Origin of the sequence: uncultured Tateyamaria sp., from assembly GCF_947503705.1 — a bacterium.
Taxonomy (GTDB): Bacteria; Pseudomonadota; Alphaproteobacteria; order Rhodobacterales; family Rhodobacteraceae; genus Tateyamaria.
On sequence record NZ_CANNES010000001.1, the window covers coordinates 770667 to 789332 of the forward strand.

The following is an 18666-nucleotide window of genomic DNA, read 5'->3' on the forward strand; positions in this document are numbered from 1 at the left end:
GGGACCTCAGACATGGGTTTGGGCGTGATGCCGATCGGGATTTTCCAGATGCGGAATGGCGTTGAACATCACCGGCGCCCAGGTGCCGCCGATGGGATGCAGCCGGTGGATCGAGGTGTTCATGATCGCGAGCGCCACATTTGCCATGGCCTCGATCGTGAGGCCGAGATGCTGTTTCATCGTCATTGAAATCAGCCCACCGGATGTGACGACGAGTGCCGGGCCTTGGCCGGAAACGATTTCAGTCAGGGCGTCTTGAACGCGCGTCTCGAACGATTGAAACGTCTCTGGCGCGCCTTCGAGGATGCCGCCTTGCCAAGCGGCAAAGACGCGCGGCAAGTGCGCTGTGAAATGCGCCTGTTCGGTGGGGATCGGGATGCCGTGTTCTTGTTCCAGCGCCGTGGCGAGGGTGAAATATTCCAACTCGTTCAGCCGTGCATCGCGGGTTGCCGTCAATCCGGTGTCCATGCCATCCGCCGTTTCAACATGTCTGCGCAGCGTACCGGTAAAGAGCCGCGTGTGGCGTTGATGCGTGTCACGCAGGTGCTGACCCAGCCAGGCGGATTGTTGATGGCCCAGGGGGCTGAGCCGGTCATAGCTGGCTTCGTCCTTGGCTTGGGAATTGGCCTGACCGTGGCGGATGAGGGTGATGTGAGACATTTGCGCTTTCGGCTGGTGTTTGGGTTGTTCTAGGGCAGGGGCCGCCCTGTGGAAAGCGCGGCAGCCGTCCGCGCGGGTTTTTTTGGAGCAAAGAAGGTGGACCGGTGGTTCTTGCTGACGTTCTGCTTGGCGTTGGCCTGTCTTTGCCGGGTGGTGGCGGACTGAGCGGGGACGCCGCTGGTGCGCTGGGGGATGCTATGGCGCGGATCGGAAACGCCGGTGGCGTAAAATCGGGCCTTCGTGTCGGGATTGGGAGTCCTCGGATCAGCCCTGCTGCGATAGAACTGCCCCAAGATCAGGGAGACATGCGCAATGACGGGCAAGGTGACTTTTACGCTGGACGGGGCCGAGGTTGAGGCCGAGGCCGGCATGACCATCTGGGAAGTGGCCAATGGCCGCGGCCTTGTGATCCCGCATCTGTGCCATAAACCTGCGCCTGGATACCGCCCTGACGGCAACTGTCGCGCCTGCATGGTCGAGATCGAAGGCGAGCGTGTCTTGGCCGCGTCCTGCATTCGGGAACCTGCCGAGGGGATGGTTGTCACCACCAATTCTGCGCGCGCCGAAAACGCGCGCAAGATGGTTGTTGAGATGCTCGTAGGGGACCAACCCGCGCGCGATATCGCCCACGACAAGTCCGCCCATCTGTGGGACATGGCCGATGCAAACGGTGTCAGCGAAAGCCGCTTTCCCAAGCTGGAAGAGGGGCGCATTCCGCTGCTCGACGACAGCCACGTGGCGATGTCCGTCAATCTGGATGCCTGCATTTCCTGTGGTTTGTGCGTGCGCGCTTGCCGCGAGGTTCAGGTCAATGACGTGATTGGCATGTCGGGGCGGGGCCACGACAGCTATCCCACCTTCGATATGGCTGACCCGATGGGTGACAGCACCTGCGTGGCCTGCGGCGAATGTGTCCAGGCCTGTCCGACGGGCGCACTGATGCCGTCCTCGGTCGTGGACGATGCCCAAGTCGGTGACAGCGCGGATTTCGACAGCGAAGTCGAGAGCATCTGCCCGTTCTGTGGCGTCGGATGCCAGATTTCGCTGAAAGTGAAGGACGGCAAGGTCAAATATGTGGATGGGATCAACGGACCCGCAAACGAGGGGCGGCTATGCGTCAAGGGGCGCTTTGGCTTTGATTATATCCACCACGACCACCGCCTGACCAAGCCGCTGATCCGCCGCGAGGATGCGCCTGCCAAGGGGCTCAACGTAGACCCCGGCAATTGGCAGACCCATTTCCGCGAGGCGAGCTGGGACGAAGCGCTGGATTTTGCCGCCAATGGCATGAAGGGGCGAGGTCGTGAGGTTGCGGGCTTTGGTTCGGCCAAATGTACGAACGAGGAAGCATACCTGTTTCAAAAGATGATCCGTCAGGGCTTTGGCCACAACAATGTCGATCACTGTACCCGTTTGTGCCACGCGTCTTCGGTCGCGGCGCTGATGGAGAACGTGGGGTCGGGCGCAGTTACAGCCACATTCAATGAGATTGAGAATGCAGATGTCGCGATTGCCATCGGCTGTAACCCCATCGAAAACCACCCCGTTGCCGCGACCTATTTCAAGCAGTTCACCAAGCGCGGTGGCAAGCTGATCGTGATGGACCCACGGGGGCAGGCGCTCAAGCGGTTCTCTTCCCACATGCTGCAATTCCGGCCCGGCGCGGATGTGTCGATGCTGAACGCGATCATGCATACGATTGTCGATGAGGGCCTCTACGACCAACAATATATCGACGCCTATACGGAGAATTGGGAAGCGGAAAAGGAACACCTTGCCGCCTTTGCACCTGAGAAGATGGCAGAGATTTGTGGCATTGAGGCAGAGGTTCTGCGCGATGTGGCGCGGACCTTTGCCGGGGCAAAGTCCGCTATGATTTTCTGGGGCATGGGCGTGTCGCAACACATCCATGGCACGGACAATTCGCGCTGCCTGATTTCGCTGGCCTTGATGACGGGTCAGGTTGGCCGCCCAGGTGCAGGGCTGCATCCGCTGCGCGGTCAGAACAATGTGCAGGGCGCGTCTGATGCGGGTTTGATCCCGATGTTCCTGCCCGATTATCAGCCGGTAACGGATGATGGCGTCCGCTCTGCCTTTACCGATGTCTGGGGGTCTGAGGATTTTTCCAATGAAAAGGGTCTGACCGTCACCGAGATCATGGATGAGGTCCATGCGGGCAACATCAAGGCGATGTATGTGCTGGGCGAAAACCCGGCCATGTCGGACCCCGATGTGGAACACGCGCGGGATGCGCTGGCCAAGCTGGATCACCTCGTGGTGCAGGATATTTTCATCACCGAGACTGCGAATTATGCGGATGTGATCCTGCCCGCGAGCGCCTTTGCCGAAAAGTCGGGGACTGTGACGAACACCAACCGTCAGGTTCAGATGGGCCGCCCTGCCGTGCCACCCCCCGGTGAGGCCCGCGAGGATTGGTGGATCGAGGTCGAGTTGGCGAAACGGCTTGGCTTGGGCTGGGACTACCAGAGCCCCGCTGATGTGTTTGCCGAAATGAAGCTGAACATGCGGTCGCTTGAGAACATTACGTGGGACCGTTTGGAGGCGCAGAACGCGGTGACCTATCCTTCGTTGTCGCCCGAAGATCCCGGCCAGCCAATTGTGTTTGGTGACGGTTTCCCGCGGCCTGATGGCCGCGCGCGCTTTACCCCTGCGGCCGTCATCGCACCAGATGATGTACCGGATGCGGAGTATCCTATGATCCTCACCACGGGGCGTCAGCTGGAGCATTGGCATACGGGGTCAATGACCCGCCGGGCCACCGTACTTGACGCTGTAGAACCTGAGGCGAATTGTTCGCTGCATCCGTCGACTTTGCGTAAGCTGGGGATTGTTGCGGGGGATGCTGTGCGGTTGACGACCAAGCGGGGGTCTATCGAGATCATGGCCCGTGAGGATCGCGCGGTGTCGCCCGACATGGTTTTCCTGCCCTTTGCTTACGTGGAGGCAGCGGCCAATATTCTGACAAACCCGGCGGTCGACCCCTATGGCAAGATTCCGGAGTTCAAGTTTTCTGCGGTCCGTGTCGAGGCTGTTGCAAACGCTGTTGCGGCGGAGTGACCTGAAGGAGCGCCTGTCGGCGCGCACTATCTATTTTTGCTGATGAGGGGCTTTGCCCCTCAAACTCCCCAGGATACTTTTGGCCAAAAGAAGGTGCTTTATGGCGATTGATCCGCGTCGCTTCTTGTCCGATCTGCATCGCTTGCGCCAGTTTGGCGCCCACGGCGCGGGGGTTGTGCGTCCTGCATATTCTGCACCTGATTTGGCGGCGCGGGATTGGTTGCGGGGCCGAATGGCAGATGCGGGTTTGACCCCGCGATTTGATGCGATGGGCAATCTTTTTGGTTTGGCGCCGGGGCCATCGATTTTGCTGGGGTCGCATTCTGACAGTCAACTAACTGGTGGCTGGTTGGACGGCGCGCTTGGCGTTGTCGCCGCTTTGGAGGTGGCGCGGGCGAGTATCGAGGCCGGTGGGCCTGCGATTTCAGTAGTGTCTTTTCAGGATGAAGAGGGCCGCTTTGGCGTGACCACGGGATCGAACGTTTGGTCCGGTGGACTGAGCCTGGATGCTGCCGATGCTTTGGCTGATCACGATGGGATATTGCTGCGTGATGCGCGGGCGGGATTGGGTGATCGAGTTGGTGAGCCAATTGATCCGGCGCAGTTCACAGGCTTTGTCGAATTACATATCGAACAAGGTCCTGCGCTCGACGCGGCGGGTGAGCAAATCGGCGTTGTCACTGATATTGTCGGCATTCGCGACAGGGTCATCACTCTGAGCGGGCAACAAAACCACGCAGGCACCACGCCCATGGCGCTGCGCCGGGACGCGGTTCAGGGCCTCGTTGCCTTTTCCAGCCGCTTGAATGATCGGCTGCGTAATGTTGTGACGCCGCAAACCGTTTGGACCATTGGCCATGTGAGCGTGAGCCCCAACGCTTCGTCTATTGTGCCGGGTGAGGTTCGGTTTTCCATGCAATGGCGTGATGCGGATGCGGACCGGTTGGCGCGAATGCAGGGGATCATCGAGGCGACACTGGAAGAGGTGAAGTCCGAGATGGGCTTGGGTGTTTCGCTTGGCCCGTTGCTGGGGCTGGAGCCTGTGGCGATGGACCCTGAGCTGCGCGGGCGGCTTGAGCGCGCGGCGTTAGAAATCGCGCCGGGTGCATGGCGGAAGATGCCATCCGGCGCACTGCATGACGCGACGAACGTGGCGCGGTTGATGCCAGTAGCGATGCTGTTTGTGCCTTCCATCGGCGGGATCAGCCATGCGTTTGAGGAAGACACTGACGAGGATGATCTGGTTGCAGGCCTGCGCGTGCTGGCGCGGGCGGCGGGCCTCTAACTGCGGATATAACCGCGCCGCAATGCGCGGTTGCGGTAGCTGTCAGCGGCCTGAGACGCCGCGCGCAGATCACTGTGGCATGAAACCCGGCGACAGGGCGTGCCGCCCATCAACCCCCATTCCACGATCACCGATGCCTCGGCAAAAAGGTTCATCGCAATCTCCACCCGGTAGAACCAGGGCCGGCGCGTGCCTTCACGATAAAGCAGAACATCTAGCATGGGTTGAAGCTGCCACAACACATGGGGTCAGGTCCAGCGCACATCGCCAAGGAAGATGTAGCCCGCGCCATAGATCGTCTTGATCAGGCGGGGATTTTTCGGGTCTTCGTTCAGTTTGGTCCGCAGGCGGCTGATCCGGACATCCATCGCCCGGTCAAAGCTGTCACCTGCCGCCCCACCGAGCAGTTCCTGCATTTGGGCGCGGCTGATCAGCCGTTTGGGGGCGTCGAGAAACAGGCGCAATACTTCGCCTTCGGCATGTGAAAACGGAGTCTGGGCGCCTGTGTCATCGGTCAGCGTGTAGCTGTCGAAAGAGGCTGTCCAGCCGTTGAACTGAGCGATTTGCCCAGCGGAGGGGGCAGGCTTGGGGCTGCGTAGACGAACCCGGATGCGGGCCAGGACCTCGGCCGGATCGAAGGGTTTGATGATGTAGTCGTCGGCCCCCAGCTCCAGTCCTGTCACCCGGTCTTGTACCTGAGCGCGGCCCGAGATGATGATGACGGTTGCCCCTTGTTCCAGCGCGAGGCGATGCACCAAAGTGAGGCCGTCGGTGTCGGGCAGGCCCAGGTCCACAAGGCAGACATCGGGTTTGTGCGTTTTCAGAGCTGCCTCGAATGAAGAGGCTCTTGAAAAGCTGAGCGTGCGAAAACCTGCCTCTTCCAAGGCATCGGACAGGATTGTTCGGATGGCCGGTTCATCATCTAGGATGGTGATAAGGGGGGCTTCGGTCATGCGGCTCCCTCAAGATGCAAAAGGGCGACCAGATCGGACTGGCCAAAGGGTTTCTTGAGCACAGGGGCCGCTTGGACCGCGGCGCTATGCAAAGGATCGGAGGGCGGCAGCGACGTCATAAGCACAACGGGCAAGGTTCCGTTCAATTGGGTGGCTAGATCGACGCCGGTGCGCGCCCCGTCGCCCAGTGAAATATCGGACAGGACAAAGCTGATATCGGGTAAGTCGGCCGTCAATGCGATGGCCTCGTCCACACCTGTGGCCTCGATGACGGAATGGCCAAGGTCGATCAGCATGTCGCGGTAATGCTGCCGCAGATCCGGCTCATCTTCCACCAGCAGCACCAGAGCGCCGGATGCGGCAGGCGCGGGTCGCATCGGCAGGCGCAGGCGGACCATGGCACCCTGATCCCCGTTGCCCAGCCTCAGGTCGCCGCCCGCCAGTTTCGTCATGTCATAGACCATGGGCAGGCCCAGGCCCGACCCTTCGCTGCCCTTGGTGGTAAAAAACGGATCACAGCCCCTTTCAAGTGCATCATCGGAAAAGCCGGGGCCGCTGTCGCTGACTGTAAACTCGATCCAGGTGTCGTGCACGATCCGGGCCGACAGGGTGATCTGCCCTTGGGTGCCGCAGGCGTCGCGGGCATTCAGAATCAGGTTGAGCACGGAATCCTGTGCCATGCCCGGATCAAGCATATAGCGGCCCTCGATCCCGGTTGGCTCGACAATCAGCGACAGGCCTTGGGGCAGGGTGGAATGGGCCAGTGTGGCCACATCTGACAACAGAACCGCGATGTCCGTGGCAGCGGGGCGCAGGGTGCGCCCGGCGGTCATGCCCGCAATGTTGTCCAGCAGCTCACCGCCACGCCGGGCGGCAGACACAGTGCCGTTGATCAGGGATGTGGCCGCTTCCGGCATATCCGGTAGACGCCCCAATTTGGATTGCAGTCCAAGGATGATGGTCAACAGGTTGGAGAAATCATGCGCCAGCCCAGACGTCATTTGCGCTGCCATTGCGCGCCTGCGGCTTTGCTGCAGGGCGACGCGGGCCTGGGTTTCTTCTGTCACGTCCATGGACAGGATGTAGACGCCGCCGACCTCGTCGGGGGTGAAAGCCACGCGGATGCGCCGGGCGCTGACCTCGTCGGTGAACTCGAACACGGACGCTTTGCCGCGATAGGCTTGGGCCAGATAAGGAGCGATGCGGCCGTAGGCAAATTCGCCCAAAGCGTTCGAGATATGCTGGCCCATGATCTCGGACGGGCGGCCCGGGATGACAGCGTTCAGGCGGCGGTTGGAAAAGGTGTAGTGCCCGCTTGGGTCCACATGGGCGATGTGGGCAGGCATCATTTCCGTCGTAAGGCGCGTGCGGGCCTCGGTCTGGGTCAACTGGCGCTTGGCTTCCTCCAATGCGGCGATGGTGGCTGCCAGTTCGCGATTGGTGCTGGAGAGCGCCTCGGCGTGGGTCAGCACCTGATCGCTCAGCTCTGATGCGCGGGCGCGCAGCAGGGCCTCTTGGGCCTTGGTGTGGGAAATATCGGTATAGACGGTGACCCACCCCCCTTGCGGCAAAGGCGATCCTTCGACGCTGATGGTGCGGCCATTGGCGCGGGTGCGTTCCATGTAATGTGGTTCGAACGCGCGGGCCTGATCGACGCGTTCCTGTACAAAGGCATCCAGATCATCAATGGGTCCATATTCGCCCCGCTGGGCCAGATGCGTGATCGTTTCGCGAAAGGTAGAGCCGGGCGTGACCAGCGCATCGGGCAGATCGAACATCTGCTGGAACGGCGCATTGCAGACGGCCAGCCGCAGATCACGATCATAGATCGTCAGGGCTTGCGCAATCAGGTTCAGGCCAGAGGCCGTCAGGGATGGCTGTGGATCGGGCTGCATCCGTTATGGCTAGCATTGACCTGTCACATCGTACAACGGCGCAAACCGGCCTGTTACAATTCGTAAGGTTTGGGAAAACATCAGGAAAAAGTTGACCTTCAAGGTCAAGGTAACATCCTTATACGGGTAAAGAATCGCCAAAGCGGTCATGCGCGATCCCGAAAACGGGACGTGTCGGGAGGAAATATAGTGGCTACGACCCCAACGGGTGCCGGAGGACTGACGTCTGTCCCGGCGCTTCTGCACCGAAATGCAACGGAATTCGGCGATGCCCCTGCGTATCGCGAAAAGGAATTCGGGATTTGGCAAAGCTGGACCTGGTCCGAAACCCGTGACGAGATTGAGGCGCTGGCCCTTGGTCTGATTGACCTTGGTTTGAACGAAGGCGACTTTGTTGCCGTGATCGGTCGAAACCGGCCACACCTTTATTGGTCGATGATGGCGGCGCAGATGTGCGGGGCCATCCCTGTGCCCTTGTATCAGGACGCGGCGGCCGAAGAGATGGCCTATACCCTTGGTCATTGTGGTGCGCGTTTTGTCATTGCAGGCGACCAGGAGCAGGTCGACAAGGTCATCGAAGTGCAGCGCGAATTGCCCGGCTTTGAGCAGATGATTTACCTCGATCCGCGCGGATTGCGGAAATACGATCATTCCAAGTTGCACCAGTATTCTCACGTTCAGGATGCGGGCCGCGCCAAGATCGACGAGTTGCGCCCGGTGATGCAGGCGCGCATCGACAAGCTGAATTACGACAGCACCTGCGTGATGCTCTATACCTCGGGCACGACGGGCAAGCCCAAGGGTGTTGTCCTGTCCAACCGCAATGTAATCGAGACGTCGAAGTCATCCTCTGACTTCGACGATCTGCGTCAGACCGACGACATTCTGGCCTATCTGCCGATGGCCTGGGTGGGCGATTTTATCTTTTCCGTGGGCCAGGCGCTTTGGACCGGGTTTTGCACCAACTGCCCTGAAAGCGCTGACACGATGCATGTGGACCTGCGCGAGATCGGGCCGACCTATTACTTTGCGCCGCCCCGCGTGTTTGAAACGCAGCTGACCAACGTGATGATCCGGATGGAGGATGCGGGCAAGTTCAAGCAACGCCTGTTCCACTACTTCATGAACCACGCCCGCAAGGTCGGCCCCGGCATTCTGGACGGCAAGGATGTGAGCCTGTTTGACCGGGTGAAATATCATCTGGGCGAGTTGATGGTGTACGGGCCGCTGAAGAACACGCTTGGGTTCAGCCGAGTACGCGTGGGCTATACCGCTGGTGAGGCTATTGGCCCGGAAATCTTTGACTTCTATCGCTCTTTGGGCATCAATCTGAAACAGCTTTACGGCCAGACCGAAGCCACCGTGTTTATCACAGCCCAGCCCGATGGCGAAGTTCGCAGCGATACGGTGGGTGTTCAGTGCCCGGGCGTGGAGTTGAAGATCGCGGACAATGGCGAGGTGTTTTACCGCTCGCCTGGTGTATTTGTGGAGTACTACAAGAACGCGGAAAGCACCGCTGACACCAAGGACGCGGAAGGCTGGGTGGCCACGGGTGATGCAGGTTTCATCGAGCCTGACACGGGCCACTTGCGGATCATCGACCGCGCCAAGGATGTGGGCAAAATGGCCGATGGGTCCCTGTTCGCGCCGAAATACGTTGAGAACAAGCTAAAGTTCTTTCCAAACATTCTGGAGGCGGTCGTCTTTGGCAATGGCCGTTCGGAATGTGCGGCCTTTATCAACATCGACCTCACAGCGGTGGGCAATTGGGCCGAGCGGAACAATATCGGCTACGCCTCCTACCAGGAACTGGCGCAGCATCCGCAGGTTCTGGCCACGATCAAGGCCCATGTGGAAGAAGTGAACGTTTCAGTCGCTCAAGACGAGATGTTGTCGGGCTGTCAGGTCCACCGCTTTGTCGTGCTTCACAAGGAATTGGACGCGGATGATGGCGAATTGACCCGGACCCGCAAGGTGCGCCGCAGGATCATCGAAGAGAAATACGCAGATATCATTGACGCGCTGTATGATGGCTCGTCGGAGGTCTCGACCACCACGGAAGTAACCTATGAGGATGGGCGCAAAGGCTCGATTTCGGCCACGTTGACGATCTGCGATGCGGCAACGTCTGCGGTTGTGACCAAGATGGCGGCGGAATGATGGTACGGCGCTCGCCTGCGGCATCGCCCCGCCCACCATCCCATATGTCTCTGCGAGGCTTGAGTATTTTTGGAACAATGAAGGGGTCTGTGTGATGCTGGATCAGACCGAAGGATACGTTACCGCGGATGGGCGCCAGATTGGCCCTGTTGTGATGGAGATGAAGAACATTACCCTTAGATTTGGGGGTGTTGAGGCGATCAAGGATATTTCTTTCGACATTCGCGAGGGGGAAATCCGGGCGATCATTGGGCCCAACGGGGCTGGCAAATCCTCGATGCTCAACGTCATTTCTGGGTTCTATGTGCCGCAAGAGGGGCAGGTGTTTTACAAGGGCGCGCCTCGTCCGCAGATGAAGCCGTTTGAGGTGGCCCGTCAGGGCATTGCGCGTACGTTCCAGAACATCGCCTTGTTTGAGGGGATGTCTGTGCTCGACAACGTCATGACGGGCCGGTTGACCCATATGAAGACCGGTTTGTTTTCGCAGGCCTTGTGGCGCGGCAAGGCAGAGGCCGAAGAGACTGCGAACCGAGAAGTCGCCGAGAAGATTATTGATTTCTTGGAAATTCAGGCGATCCGCAAGACGCCTGTATCCCGTTTGCCTTATGGCTTGAAAAAGCGGGTCGAGTTGGCCCGTGCCCTGGTGGCCGAACCGTCACTGCTTTTGCTCGACGAGCCAATGGCGGGGATGAACGTTGAAGAGAAGGAGGACATGAGCCGCTTTATCCTTGACGTGAATGACGAGTTTGGCACCACAATTGCGTTGATCGAGCATGATATGGGTGTTGTCATGGACCTCAGCGACCGGGTTGTCGTGATGGACTATGGCAAGAAGATCGGCGACGGCACGCCTGACGAAGTGCGCGGTAATCAGGCGGTGATCGATGCCTATCTGGGCGTGGCGCATGACTGAGACACGGGCCAAAACTTGGGCCAAAACCCATGTCGGTATTGCGTCGGTATTGCGTCGGTATTGTATCGGTGCGTTGGTCGCTCTGCCCGGGGCCGCTGCGGCGGACGCATGGGATATGTTTGTGGCCCGCTGCCTCGACCCGTTTGAGCATCAGAGCCTTGCGGTTGTCGATGGCCTTTCACCGCAGCCGGTAGATCAGATGCATGATGCGTCGCATGTTTTTGGGCCAACGGACGAGGGATACATTTTGGTTCTGAACGCGGCGCCGCGTGATGGCGAGCGCGCTTGTGCTGTTGAATACGCGGGCCACGAAGTGTCACAGGGCGCAGCTGATTGGTTGGCAGAACAAGCCGATACGGGGCGCTACGTTCCGGGGCCAACCCCATGGATGATGAGCAACGAGTGGATCGAGCCGCGTGTGATGATGCGTGTCGAAGTTACTGCTGTGCGGACGGCCTATGAAATTGTGGAAACTGACCTTGAGAGTTAAGGCTCTGGCGATAATGGCCGCCCTTTGGGGGGGGCCGGTTTTGGCCGACGAGCCCGCGATTTGCGATGCGTCGCAGCCTGGTATGGCGGGCCTGTGCCAAGTGATCGAAGCGCAATGCCTGCCCTTTTTGGCCGATCCGGCCAGCCTGTCGCCCAACGACCTTTTGGAGGTGCCGCGCACCTTCCGGCGCTATTTTGAATCAGCGCTCAACAGCTATGCGATCGGCTATCAGGAAACGAATCTGGACCGCACCCTGGTTGTGTTCATGTATGACGAACCGGCCTGCGAGGTTCTGACCTATGGGCTAAGCTATGCCGAGTTGCTGCCCGCCTTTCAGGCGTGGCGCGCGGGCCCCGGTGCCCGTTTTGTCGCGACAACGGGCTTTGAGCCCACCTCGCGGATCAGCATGGACCGCGCCTATGCCGCGACCTTCCTCGCTGCACCGCGCGGCGACGGTCGCGTGACCGAGATCACGTTCAACTGGAATTTGAACTTTGAGGGGCTGACGCGGTTGCGTGTGTCCTACCAGCCTTTGCGCGATCACACGCGCGACCTGATGCAAGTGGAGATGAAGTGATGCCCGAACAGCTTGTCTATGCCATGGAGGTGTCCCTGAACGGGCTGATGGCGGGGGTAATGTATGCGCTTGTCGCTCTTGGCTTTGTCCTGATCTTCAAGGCCTCGGGGATTTTCAACTTTGCCCAAGGCGTCATGGCCTTGTTTGCAGCGATGACGTTGGTGGGTATCCAGACGGGCCAAGTGCCCTTTGCCCACATGATCAACGCGATATTCGGGACCAAGATCCATCACTTTGGATGGGAGATCCACTCCGTCATCGCCATTGTTCTAACGGTGTTTGTGATGATTGCCCTCGCTTGGGCGGTGCAGCGGTTCATTTTCAAACATCTGGTGGGTCAGGAACCGATCATCCTCTTCATGGCGACCATTGGTTTGGCCTATCTGCTGGAGGGTGTGGCCGACCTGATGTGGAATTCCGAGATCAAAAAACTGGATGTCTGCCTTACGGATGGGACCTGTCTACCGCAAGGCATCAACCTCGCCATTGACGAGGCAACGTACAACATCTTTGGCTACGGCTTTTTCATAGATAATCTGGACATTACGGCGACGATCATTGCCATCATCCTGGTGGCCGCGCTGGTCGCCTTCAGCCAGTACACCAAGCAGGGCCGCGCCATGCGCGCCGTAGCCGATGACCACCAGGCCGCTTTGTCCGTGGGTGTGTCGTTGAACTATATCTGGATCTTGGTGTGGTCTGTTGCGGGTTTTGTGGCCCTAGTGGCGGGCATCATGTGGGGCGCGAAATCGGGTGTTCAGTTCTCGCTGTCGCTGATCGCGCTCAAAGCCTTGCCGGTGCTGATGCTGGGCGGGTTTACGTCGATCCCCGGGGCCATCGTGGGTGGCTTGATCATTGGCGTGGGCGAAAAGCTCTTTGAGTTCTTCATGTCGTCGAACGATCTGGCGGGGGCGCTCTTTGGATTTACCATGAACGCGACGGAGAACTGGTTTGCCTATGTACTGGCGTTGATCTTCCTCGTGTTCCGTCCGCAGGGCTTGTTTGGGGAGAAGATCATTGAACGTGTATGATCTGTCCCGTGCGGGCGACCCCATTGGGCTTTGCCCAATGAGACCCGGCCACCCGGGAACCTTCGTTTACCCATCAAGCTGCCGGAAGAGCATGACGGTGAACGCGGCAAGTACGGTAATGGATACCGTGGCTGACAGCATGATATCGCCGGTCAACACAAGTGTTCCGCCGACGCAGATCGTCAGGATCAGGGCGCAGAGCAGCAGCGCCGCGCCAATGCCGGGCCGTGCTCGTTTATCCGCTGGCGTCGCTGGTGCCGGCGCGACGTCGCGCACCTCTGGCACAGCGTCCATCAACCGGGCCTTGGCGGCCTTCAGGTCGGCCGCCGTTATTTCGCCACGCGCATGCGCGGCGTCCAGACGACGGATGTCGTCAAGAATTGCAGTCATGGTTCCCACTCCACTTTCCCACGCCCAATATGGCAGCGGAAATGGGGCGAACTATGGCGAAACGCTAAAAGCTGAAGTTATGGTTAAAGCGGCGCGGATTGCGCACGCTGGGGGAGGAGCCTGAGATGTTCTATCGTGAGGCGGGCGATTTTTCGACGACATATCCGCAAGATAGCCAAACGTTCCCGATCCGGTTTGACCGCTATCGGTACTATCTGGTGCTGTTGGTGGCCATTGTGGTCATGCCCTTTGTGATGAATGATTATCTGGTCAATTCGATCTTTTTGCCGTTTCTGATCTATGCGATCGCGGCCATCGGGTTGAATATTCTGACTGGCTATTGTGGGCAGGTGAGCCTTGGCACGGGCGGGTTCATGGCTGTGGGCGCCTATGCCTGTTACAAGCTGATGACCGCCTTTCCGGATGTGAATATCTTTTTCCACGTCATTCTGGCGGGGGGGATCACGGCCTTGGTTGGCACCGCCTTTGGCTTGCCGTCCTTGCGGATCAAGGGGTTTTACCTGGCCGTGGCGACACTGGCGGCGCAGTTCTTTCTTGTCTGGCTCTTCAACAAGGTGTCGTGGTTCTACAACTATTCCGCTTCCGGCCAGATCAACGCGCCGGAACGCACCGTATTTGGCATCGAGGTAACGGGGCCGAATACCGAGGCCTGGGCCACCTACTTGTTCTGTCTGGTGTTCACCATCGGCTCGGCCGTGATAGCGCGCAACCTGACCCGCGGGTCCATGGGGCGCCAGTGGATGGCCATTCGTGACATGGATATTGCCGCCGAGATCATCGGGGTGAACCCGCTGAAGGCCAAATTGACCGCCTTCGCCGTGTCGTCATTCTTTGTCGGCATCTCGGGGGCGCTGTTCTTTGCGGTGTACCTGGGCGCTGTGGAAGTGGGCGAGGTGTTTGGTATTCAAAAATCCTTCATCGTGTTGTTCATGATCATCATTGGTGGACTTGGCAGCATCTTTGGCTCGTTTGCCGGGGCGGCTTTCCTCGTGGTTCTGCCTGTGATCCTGAAACTGGTGGGCGTCGACCTTCTGGGCTGGCCCACGGATATCGTGGCGCACTTTAACCTGGTGATCGTTGGCGGATTGATCATCGTGTTCCTGATCGCCGAGCCGCATGGCATTGCCCAGTTGTGGCGTGTCGCCAAGGAGAAATTGAGATTGTGGCCCTTCCCGCACTAGCTGGGCTGGTCACCAAGAATGGCGGGGTGAACCCCGCCCTACGGATGGGCCGCAAGGCCTACACATCGGATAAACCAAGGGAGGAAACCCCGATGAAGATGAAACTAGGAACAATGGCTGTAGCAGCCGTGATGGCCGCAAGCCCCGTGATGGCGGACCTTGTGTTCCCATCACTGAGCTACCGGACGGGCCCTTATGCGGCGGGCGGTATTCCGTTTGCAGATGGCTATGCCGATTATTTCACCCTGCTCAACGAGCGTGACGGTGGCATCGGCGGCGTCGAGGCACGCGTGCTGGAATGCGAAACCGGGTATAACACCGAGAAAGGTGTGGAATGCTATGAGTCCACCAAAGGCCAGGGCGCGTTGGTCTATCAACCCCTTTCCACCGGCATCACCTATCAGTTGATCCCCAAAGCGACGGCGGACGACATTCCGATCCACTCGATGGGCTATGGCCGGACCTCTGCCGCCAATGGCGAAGTGTTCAGCCACGTGTTCAACTACCCTGCCAACTATTGGAATGGGGCGTCCGGTGCCATCAACTATCTGATGAGCCAGGGCGACATTGCAGGCAAGAAAATCGCGCTGGTTTATCACAACTCTGCCTATGGTAAGGAGCCGATCCGCACGCTGGAAGAGCTGTCTGCCAAGCATGGTTTTGAGCTGAGCCTGATTGCCGTGGACCACCCCGGTCAGGAACAAAAATCCCAGTGGCTGCAAATTCGCCGCGAACGTCCTGACAATGTCATCATGTATGGCTGGGGCGTTATGAACCAGGTTGCGGTTCAGGAAGCGGCCAACATCCGGTACCCGATGGAAAACTTCATCGGTATCTGGTGGTCTGGTTCTGAAAACGACGTGCTGCCTGCGGGTGACGCGGCGGACGGCTACAAGGCGCTGACATTCCACGGCGTGGGCAGCGACTTCCCCGTGTTTGACGACATCAAGACCCATGTTGTCGACAAGGGCCTGGCCGCGGGTGCAGGCGATCAGATCGGTACGGTGCTTTATAACCGCGGCCTCTATGCCGCGATGCTTGCCGCCGAAGCCGCCAAGACAGCCCAGGCTATCCACGGCACTGCCGACATCACCCCAGGGATGATGCGCGACGGAATGGAAGCGTTGGAGATCACCGAAGAAAAGATGGCAGGCCTTGGTCTGCCGGGCTTTGGTCCATCCTTTAACGTGTCATGTGAAAACCACGGTGGTCCGGGCCTGATCGGCATGACCCAGTGGGATGCATCTGCGGGCACATGGTCGCTGATCTCGGATTTCTCGGCGACGGACATGGACGTGATTCAGCCGCTGATCGACGCAGATTCGGCCGCCTATGCGGATGAAAACGGCATCGAAGTGGGCTGCAAGTAAGCCCCATTCCCCCGGCGGCGGTATTCATCGTCGCCGGGGGGATTTGCATATTTTTCGGAACAATGAAGGTGTGACCCATGCTGGACGCGAAAGTGGAGGCAGAGACCGTTTTGGAGGTCAACAATATCGAGGTGATCTATAATCACGTGATCCTCGTGTTGAAGGGTGTGAGCCTGAAGGTCCCCAAGGGCGGCATCACGGCCCTGCTGGGCGGCAACGGGGCGGGCAAGACCACCACGTTGAAGGCGATTTCCGGTCTTTTGGCCTCTGAGCGCGGTGAGGTCACCAAGGGGTCGATCCTCTATCACGGCTCCAACGTGGCCGAGAAGGACCCCGCCGATCTGGTCAAGGCTGGTGTCGTTCAGGTCATGGAGGGCCGCCATTGCTTCGAGCACCTGACTGTCGAGGAAAACCTGATGACGGGTGCCTATACCAGGTCGGACGGTAAGGCCGCGATCGCGGCTGACCTTGAGATGGTCTATGACTATTTTCCGCGTTTGAAAGAGCGCCGCAAGTCGCAGGCGGGCTATACCTCGGGGGGAGAGCAGCAGATGACCGCCATCGGGCGGGCCTTGATGAGCCGCCCCGAGACCATCCTGCTGGATGAGCCGTCTATGGGGTTGGCCCCGCAACTGGTCGAGCAAATTTTTGGCATCGTGAAGTCTGTAAACGAGAATGAGGGCGTGACGTTTCTGCTGGCCGAGCAGAACACGAACGTGGCCCTACGTTTTGCCCATTACGGTTACATCCTGGAAAGCGGTCGCGTCGTTATGGACGGGCCCGCCGCAGAGCTGCGCGAGAATCCGGATGTGAAAGAGTTCTACCTGGGGATGTCCGATGAGGGCCGTAAATCCTTTCGCGATGTGCGGTCCTATCGCCGCCGCAAGCGCTGGCTGAGCTGATCTGTAAACGGAGGATCGTATCATGAAACTGTTGTTGAGTGCTCTTCTGGTTGTCGTCACGGCTGGTAGCGCCATCGCGCAAGATATCATCCGTGAAGAGATTCGCCGTGGTCCGGTACCCGGGTCGGAAGACATGGAAGTCATTGTAACCCGCCTGTCGGTACCCGTCGGAGCCACCATCCCGCTGCACACACATCCTGGCGATGAATATGCCGTTGTTGTCACACCGACCAGGGCCCAAGCCCCGAACGGGAACATCGTCGAATTTGCCATCGGTACCCCGCTGTTCTTTCCAGAGGGCCAAGTGCACGGCGGGCTGACCAATGTGGGTGAGGCGCCGATGATCGCCATCACGACCCATGTGGTGCGCAAGGGTGCACCTTTGATCATGTTGGCGGGCCAATAACGCCGCAGGGCGCGAGGAATTTCCGGGGCGTGCCCTCGGACAATCGGAGAACGAACGATGCTGAACAAGGTCTTTTTCGACGAGCTGGAGACGCGGAGCGCGGATGCGCGCACCGCTGATCACCTGGCTGCGCTGAATGCGCAGCTAAGCCGCGTTGCCGCCGTCGAAAACAGCTGTTTGCCTGATGTGGGCCGGTTGAGCGATCTGTCGGATCTGGCTCGATTACCAGTTTTGCGCAAATCCGAACTGGCCAAATGGCAGGCGGAGAAGCCCCCCTTTGGCGGTATGGCCGTGTCGAATGTGGCGCATATTTTTCAGTCCCCTGGCCCCATCTATGAACCCGGCGGCATCAGCCATGACTGGTGGCGCATGGGCCGTTTCCTGCATGCGGCGGGCTTTGGTGCAGGCGACATCGTGCAAAACTGTTTCGGCTATCATCTGACCCCTGCGGGCATGATCTTTGAAAGCGGGGCGCGGGCGGTTGGGGCGGCTGTTTTGCCTGCGGGCACGGGGCAAACCGAATTGCAGGTGACCGCGGCCCGCGACATTGGCACGACGGCCTATGCCGGCACGCCCGACTACCTCAAGGTGATCCTGGATAAGGCCGATGAGATGGGTGTGAGCCTGTCGATCACCAAAGCGGCTGTGGGTGGCGGGGCGCTGTTCCCCTCGTTGCGGCAGGAATATGCGGACCGGGGGATCGCCTGCTTGCAATCCTATGCGACCGCCGATCTGGGCAACATCGCTTATGAGAGCCCCGCGATGGAAGGGATGATTGTCGACGAAGGCGTGATCGTCGAGATCGTGACGCCGGGCACGGGCGATCCCGTCGCCCCAGGCGAAGTGGGTGAGGTTGTGGTCACGACGCTGAACTCCGACTATCCGCTGATCCGATTTGCCACGGGTGATATGAGCGCCGTGATGGCGGGGCAAAGCCCCTGTGGCCGTACGAACATGCGGATCAAGGGATGGATGGGCCGCGCGGACCAGACCACCAAGATAAAGGGGATGTTTGTGCGCCCCGAACAGGTGGCTGCCCTCGTGGCGCGCCACGACGAGGTAAGCCGCGCTCGGGTGATTGCGCGCCGAGACGGGCAGCAAGACGCGATGACAGTGCAATTGGAAAGCAGCGGGGGCAATGCCGACAGCTATGTCGAAAGCGTGATTGCGACGCTCAAGCTGAAAGGAACGGTTGAAGTTGTCGAGCCGGGCAGCCTGCCGCGCGACGGTTTGGTGATCGAGGACCAGCGCAGCTATGACTGACGCGGCCGCATCGCCGTAAGGCGGATGAGTCGTTCGTCCTCGACGTTTCGGCTGGAAACCCGAGTGAAAAGCTTGGATAAAGGGGCCGTTC

General features: G+C 59.4%; 17 protein-coding genes. 12 read left to right on the plus strand and 5 right to left on the minus strand.

Annotation, left to right across the window (positions count from 1 at the left end):
- Window positions 1-6 precede the first annotated feature (6 nt).
- Window positions 7-660 (minus strand): histidine phosphatase family protein, encoded by a 654-nt coding sequence (locus Q1A44_RS03835; protein WP_299619915.1) that lies wholly within the window; start codon window positions 658-660, stop codon window positions 7-9.
- A gap of 312 nt (window positions 661-972) precedes the next feature.
- Between Q1A44_RS03835 and fdhF the strand changes: the two genes are divergently transcribed.
- Together fdhF and Q1A44_RS03845 are read left to right on the plus strand one after the other, a co-directional pair.
- Window positions 973-3738: a formate dehydrogenase subunit alpha gene (fdhF, locus tag Q1A44_RS03840; RefSeq protein WP_299619918.1), complete on the plus strand. Its 2766-nt coding sequence runs from the start codon at window positions 973-975 to the stop codon at window positions 3736-3738.
- 100 nt (window positions 3739-3838) lie between these two features.
- Complete coding sequence (locus tag Q1A44_RS03845) at window positions 3839-5023, plus strand: hydantoinase/carbamoylase family amidase (RefSeq protein WP_299619921.1); 1185 nt, start codon at window positions 3839-3841, stop codon at window positions 5021-5023.
- Here Q1A44_RS03845 and Q1A44_RS03850 read toward each other — a convergent pair.
- From Q1A44_RS03850 to Q1A44_RS03860, 3 genes are read right to left on the minus strand one after another with little or no spacing between them, the layout of a single operon-like run.
- Window positions 5020-5244 carry a WGR domain-containing protein gene (locus Q1A44_RS03850; RefSeq protein WP_299619924.1) on the minus strand — a complete coding sequence of 75 codons (225 nt, stop codon included), beginning with the start codon at window positions 5242-5244 and terminating at the stop codon, window positions 5020-5022. The genes Q1A44_RS03845 and Q1A44_RS03850 overlap by 4 nt on opposite strands.
- A gap of 27 nt (window positions 5245-5271) precedes the next feature.
- Entirely contained in the window at window positions 5272-5976 is a 705-nt protein-coding gene (locus tag Q1A44_RS03855) for a response regulator transcription factor (RefSeq protein ID WP_299619927.1), read from the minus strand.
- Window positions 5973-7871, minus strand: a complete 1899-nt coding sequence (locus Q1A44_RS03860) for a PAS-domain containing protein (RefSeq protein ID WP_299619930.1) — start codon at window positions 7869-7871, stop codon at window positions 5973-5975. Before Q1A44_RS03860 ends, Q1A44_RS03855 begins: the two co-directional genes overlap by 4 nt.
- A 189-nt stretch (window positions 7872-8060) precedes the next feature.
- Between Q1A44_RS03860 and Q1A44_RS03865 the strand changes: the two genes are divergently transcribed.
- From Q1A44_RS03865 to Q1A44_RS03885, 5 genes are all read left to right on the plus strand, one after another.
- Window positions 8061-10031 carry an AMP-binding protein gene (locus tag Q1A44_RS03865; protein WP_299619933.1) on the plus strand — a complete coding sequence of 657 codons (1971 nt, stop codon included), beginning with the start codon at window positions 8061-8063 and terminating at the stop codon, window positions 10029-10031.
- A 94-nt stretch (window positions 10032-10125) separates the two neighbouring features.
- Window positions 10126-10944: an ABC transporter ATP-binding protein gene (locus tag Q1A44_RS03870; protein ID WP_299619936.1), complete on the plus strand. Its 819-nt coding sequence runs from the start codon at window positions 10126-10128 to the stop codon at window positions 10942-10944.
- Entirely contained in the window at window positions 10937-11434 is a 498-nt protein-coding gene (locus Q1A44_RS03875) for a hypothetical protein (protein ID WP_299619939.1), read from the plus strand. The genes Q1A44_RS03870 and Q1A44_RS03875 overlap by 8 nt, the downstream gene beginning before the upstream one ends.
- 13 nt (window positions 11435-11447) lie before the next feature.
- Entirely contained in the window at window positions 11448-12011 is a 564-nt protein-coding gene (locus Q1A44_RS03880) for a hypothetical protein (RefSeq protein WP_299619942.1), read from the plus strand.
- Window positions 12011-13042: a branched-chain amino acid ABC transporter permease gene (locus tag Q1A44_RS03885; RefSeq protein ID WP_299619945.1), complete on the plus strand. Its 1032-nt coding sequence runs from the start codon at window positions 12011-12013 to the stop codon at window positions 13040-13042. The genes Q1A44_RS03880 and Q1A44_RS03885 overlap by 1 nt, the downstream gene beginning before the upstream one ends.
- Window positions 13043-13108: 66 nt before the next feature.
- Here the strand turns inward: Q1A44_RS03885 and Q1A44_RS03890 are convergent, their stop codons facing one another.
- Window positions 13109-13432, minus strand: a complete 324-nt coding sequence (locus Q1A44_RS03890; protein ID WP_299619948.1) for an SHOCT domain-containing protein — start codon at window positions 13430-13432, stop codon at window positions 13109-13111.
- Window positions 13433-13557: 125 nt separating this feature from the next.
- Between Q1A44_RS03890 and Q1A44_RS03895 the strand changes: the two genes are divergently transcribed.
- The 5 genes from Q1A44_RS03895 to Q1A44_RS03915 all read left to right on the plus strand — a co-directional run bounded on the left by Q1A44_RS03895 (window position 13558) and on the right by Q1A44_RS03915 (window position 18575).
- Window positions 13558-14634: a branched-chain amino acid ABC transporter permease gene (locus Q1A44_RS03895; protein WP_299619951.1), complete on the plus strand. Its 1077-nt coding sequence runs from the start codon at window positions 13558-13560 to the stop codon at window positions 14632-14634.
- Between the two features lie 92 nt (window positions 14635-14726).
- Window positions 14727-16004, plus strand: coding sequence for an ABC transporter substrate-binding protein (locus Q1A44_RS03900; protein ID WP_299619954.1), 1278 nt, complete (start codon window positions 14727-14729; stop codon window positions 16002-16004).
- A gap of 77 nt (window positions 16005-16081) precedes the next feature.
- On the plus strand, window positions 16082-16906 hold the full coding sequence (locus Q1A44_RS03905; protein WP_299619957.1) for an ABC transporter ATP-binding protein: 825 nt from the start codon (window positions 16082-16084) through the stop codon (window positions 16904-16906).
- Window positions 16907-16928: 22 nt separating this feature from the next.
- Window positions 16929-17312 (plus strand): hypothetical protein, encoded by a 384-nt coding sequence (locus Q1A44_RS03910; protein WP_299619960.1) that lies wholly within the window; start codon window positions 16929-16931, stop codon window positions 17310-17312.
- A gap of 57 nt (window positions 17313-17369) precedes the next feature.
- On the plus strand, window positions 17370-18575 hold the full coding sequence (locus Q1A44_RS03915) for a phenylacetate--CoA ligase family protein (RefSeq protein WP_299619963.1): 1206 nt from the start codon (window positions 17370-17372) through the stop codon (window positions 18573-18575).
- Window positions 18576-18666: the final 91 nt, after the last annotated feature.

What these genes read in the sequence shown, in the direction of transcription:
- Q1A44_RS03835 (WP_299619915.1), bottom strand. Translation starts at nt 660, where the DNA reads ATGTCTCACATCACCCTCATCCGCCACGGTCAGGCCAATTCCCAAGCC.
- fdhF (WP_299619918.1), top strand. Translation starts at nt 973, where the DNA reads ATGACGGGCAAGGTGACTTTTACGCTGGACGGGGCCGAGGTTGAGGCC.
- Q1A44_RS03845 (WP_299619921.1), top strand. Translation starts at nt 3,839, where the DNA reads ATGGCGATTGATCCGCGTCGCTTCTTGTCCGATCTGCATCGCTTGCGC.
- Q1A44_RS03850 (WP_299619924.1), bottom strand. Translation starts at nt 5,244, where the DNA reads ATGCTAGATGTTCTGCTTTATCGTGAAGGCACGCGCCGGCCCTGGTTC.
- Q1A44_RS03855 (WP_299619927.1), bottom strand. Translation starts at nt 5,976, where the DNA reads ATGACCGAAGCCCCCCTTATCACCATCCTAGATGATGAACCGGCCATC.
- Q1A44_RS03860 (WP_299619930.1), bottom strand. Translation starts at nt 7,871, where the DNA reads ATGCAGCCCGATCCACAGCCATCCCTGACGGCCTCTGGCCTGAACCTG.
- Q1A44_RS03870 (WP_299619936.1), top strand. Translation starts at nt 10,126, where the DNA reads ATGCTGGATCAGACCGAAGGATACGTTACCGCGGATGGGCGCCAGATT.
- Q1A44_RS03875 (WP_299619939.1), top strand. Translation starts at nt 10,937, where the DNA reads ATGACTGAGACACGGGCCAAAACTTGGGCCAAAACCCATGTCGGTATT.
- Q1A44_RS03880 (WP_299619942.1), top strand. Translation starts at nt 11,448, where the DNA reads ATGGCCGCCCTTTGGGGGGGGCCGGTTTTGGCCGACGAGCCCGCGATT.
- Q1A44_RS03885 (WP_299619945.1), top strand. Translation starts at nt 12,011, where the DNA reads ATGCCCGAACAGCTTGTCTATGCCATGGAGGTGTCCCTGAACGGGCTG.
- Q1A44_RS03890 (WP_299619948.1), bottom strand. Translation starts at nt 13,432, where the DNA reads ATGACTGCAATTCTTGACGACATCCGTCGTCTGGACGCCGCGCATGCG.
- Q1A44_RS03895 (WP_299619951.1), top strand. Translation starts at nt 13,558, where the DNA reads ATGTTCTATCGTGAGGCGGGCGATTTTTCGACGACATATCCGCAAGAT.
- Q1A44_RS03900 (WP_299619954.1), top strand. Translation starts at nt 14,727, where the DNA reads ATGAAGATGAAACTAGGAACAATGGCTGTAGCAGCCGTGATGGCCGCA.
- Q1A44_RS03905 (WP_299619957.1), top strand. Translation starts at nt 16,082, where the DNA reads ATGCTGGACGCGAAAGTGGAGGCAGAGACCGTTTTGGAGGTCAACAAT.
- Q1A44_RS03910 (WP_299619960.1), top strand. Translation starts at nt 16,929, where the DNA reads ATGAAACTGTTGTTGAGTGCTCTTCTGGTTGTCGTCACGGCTGGTAGC.
- Q1A44_RS03915 (WP_299619963.1), top strand. Translation starts at nt 17,370, where the DNA reads ATGCTGAACAAGGTCTTTTTCGACGAGCTGGAGACGCGGAGCGCGGAT.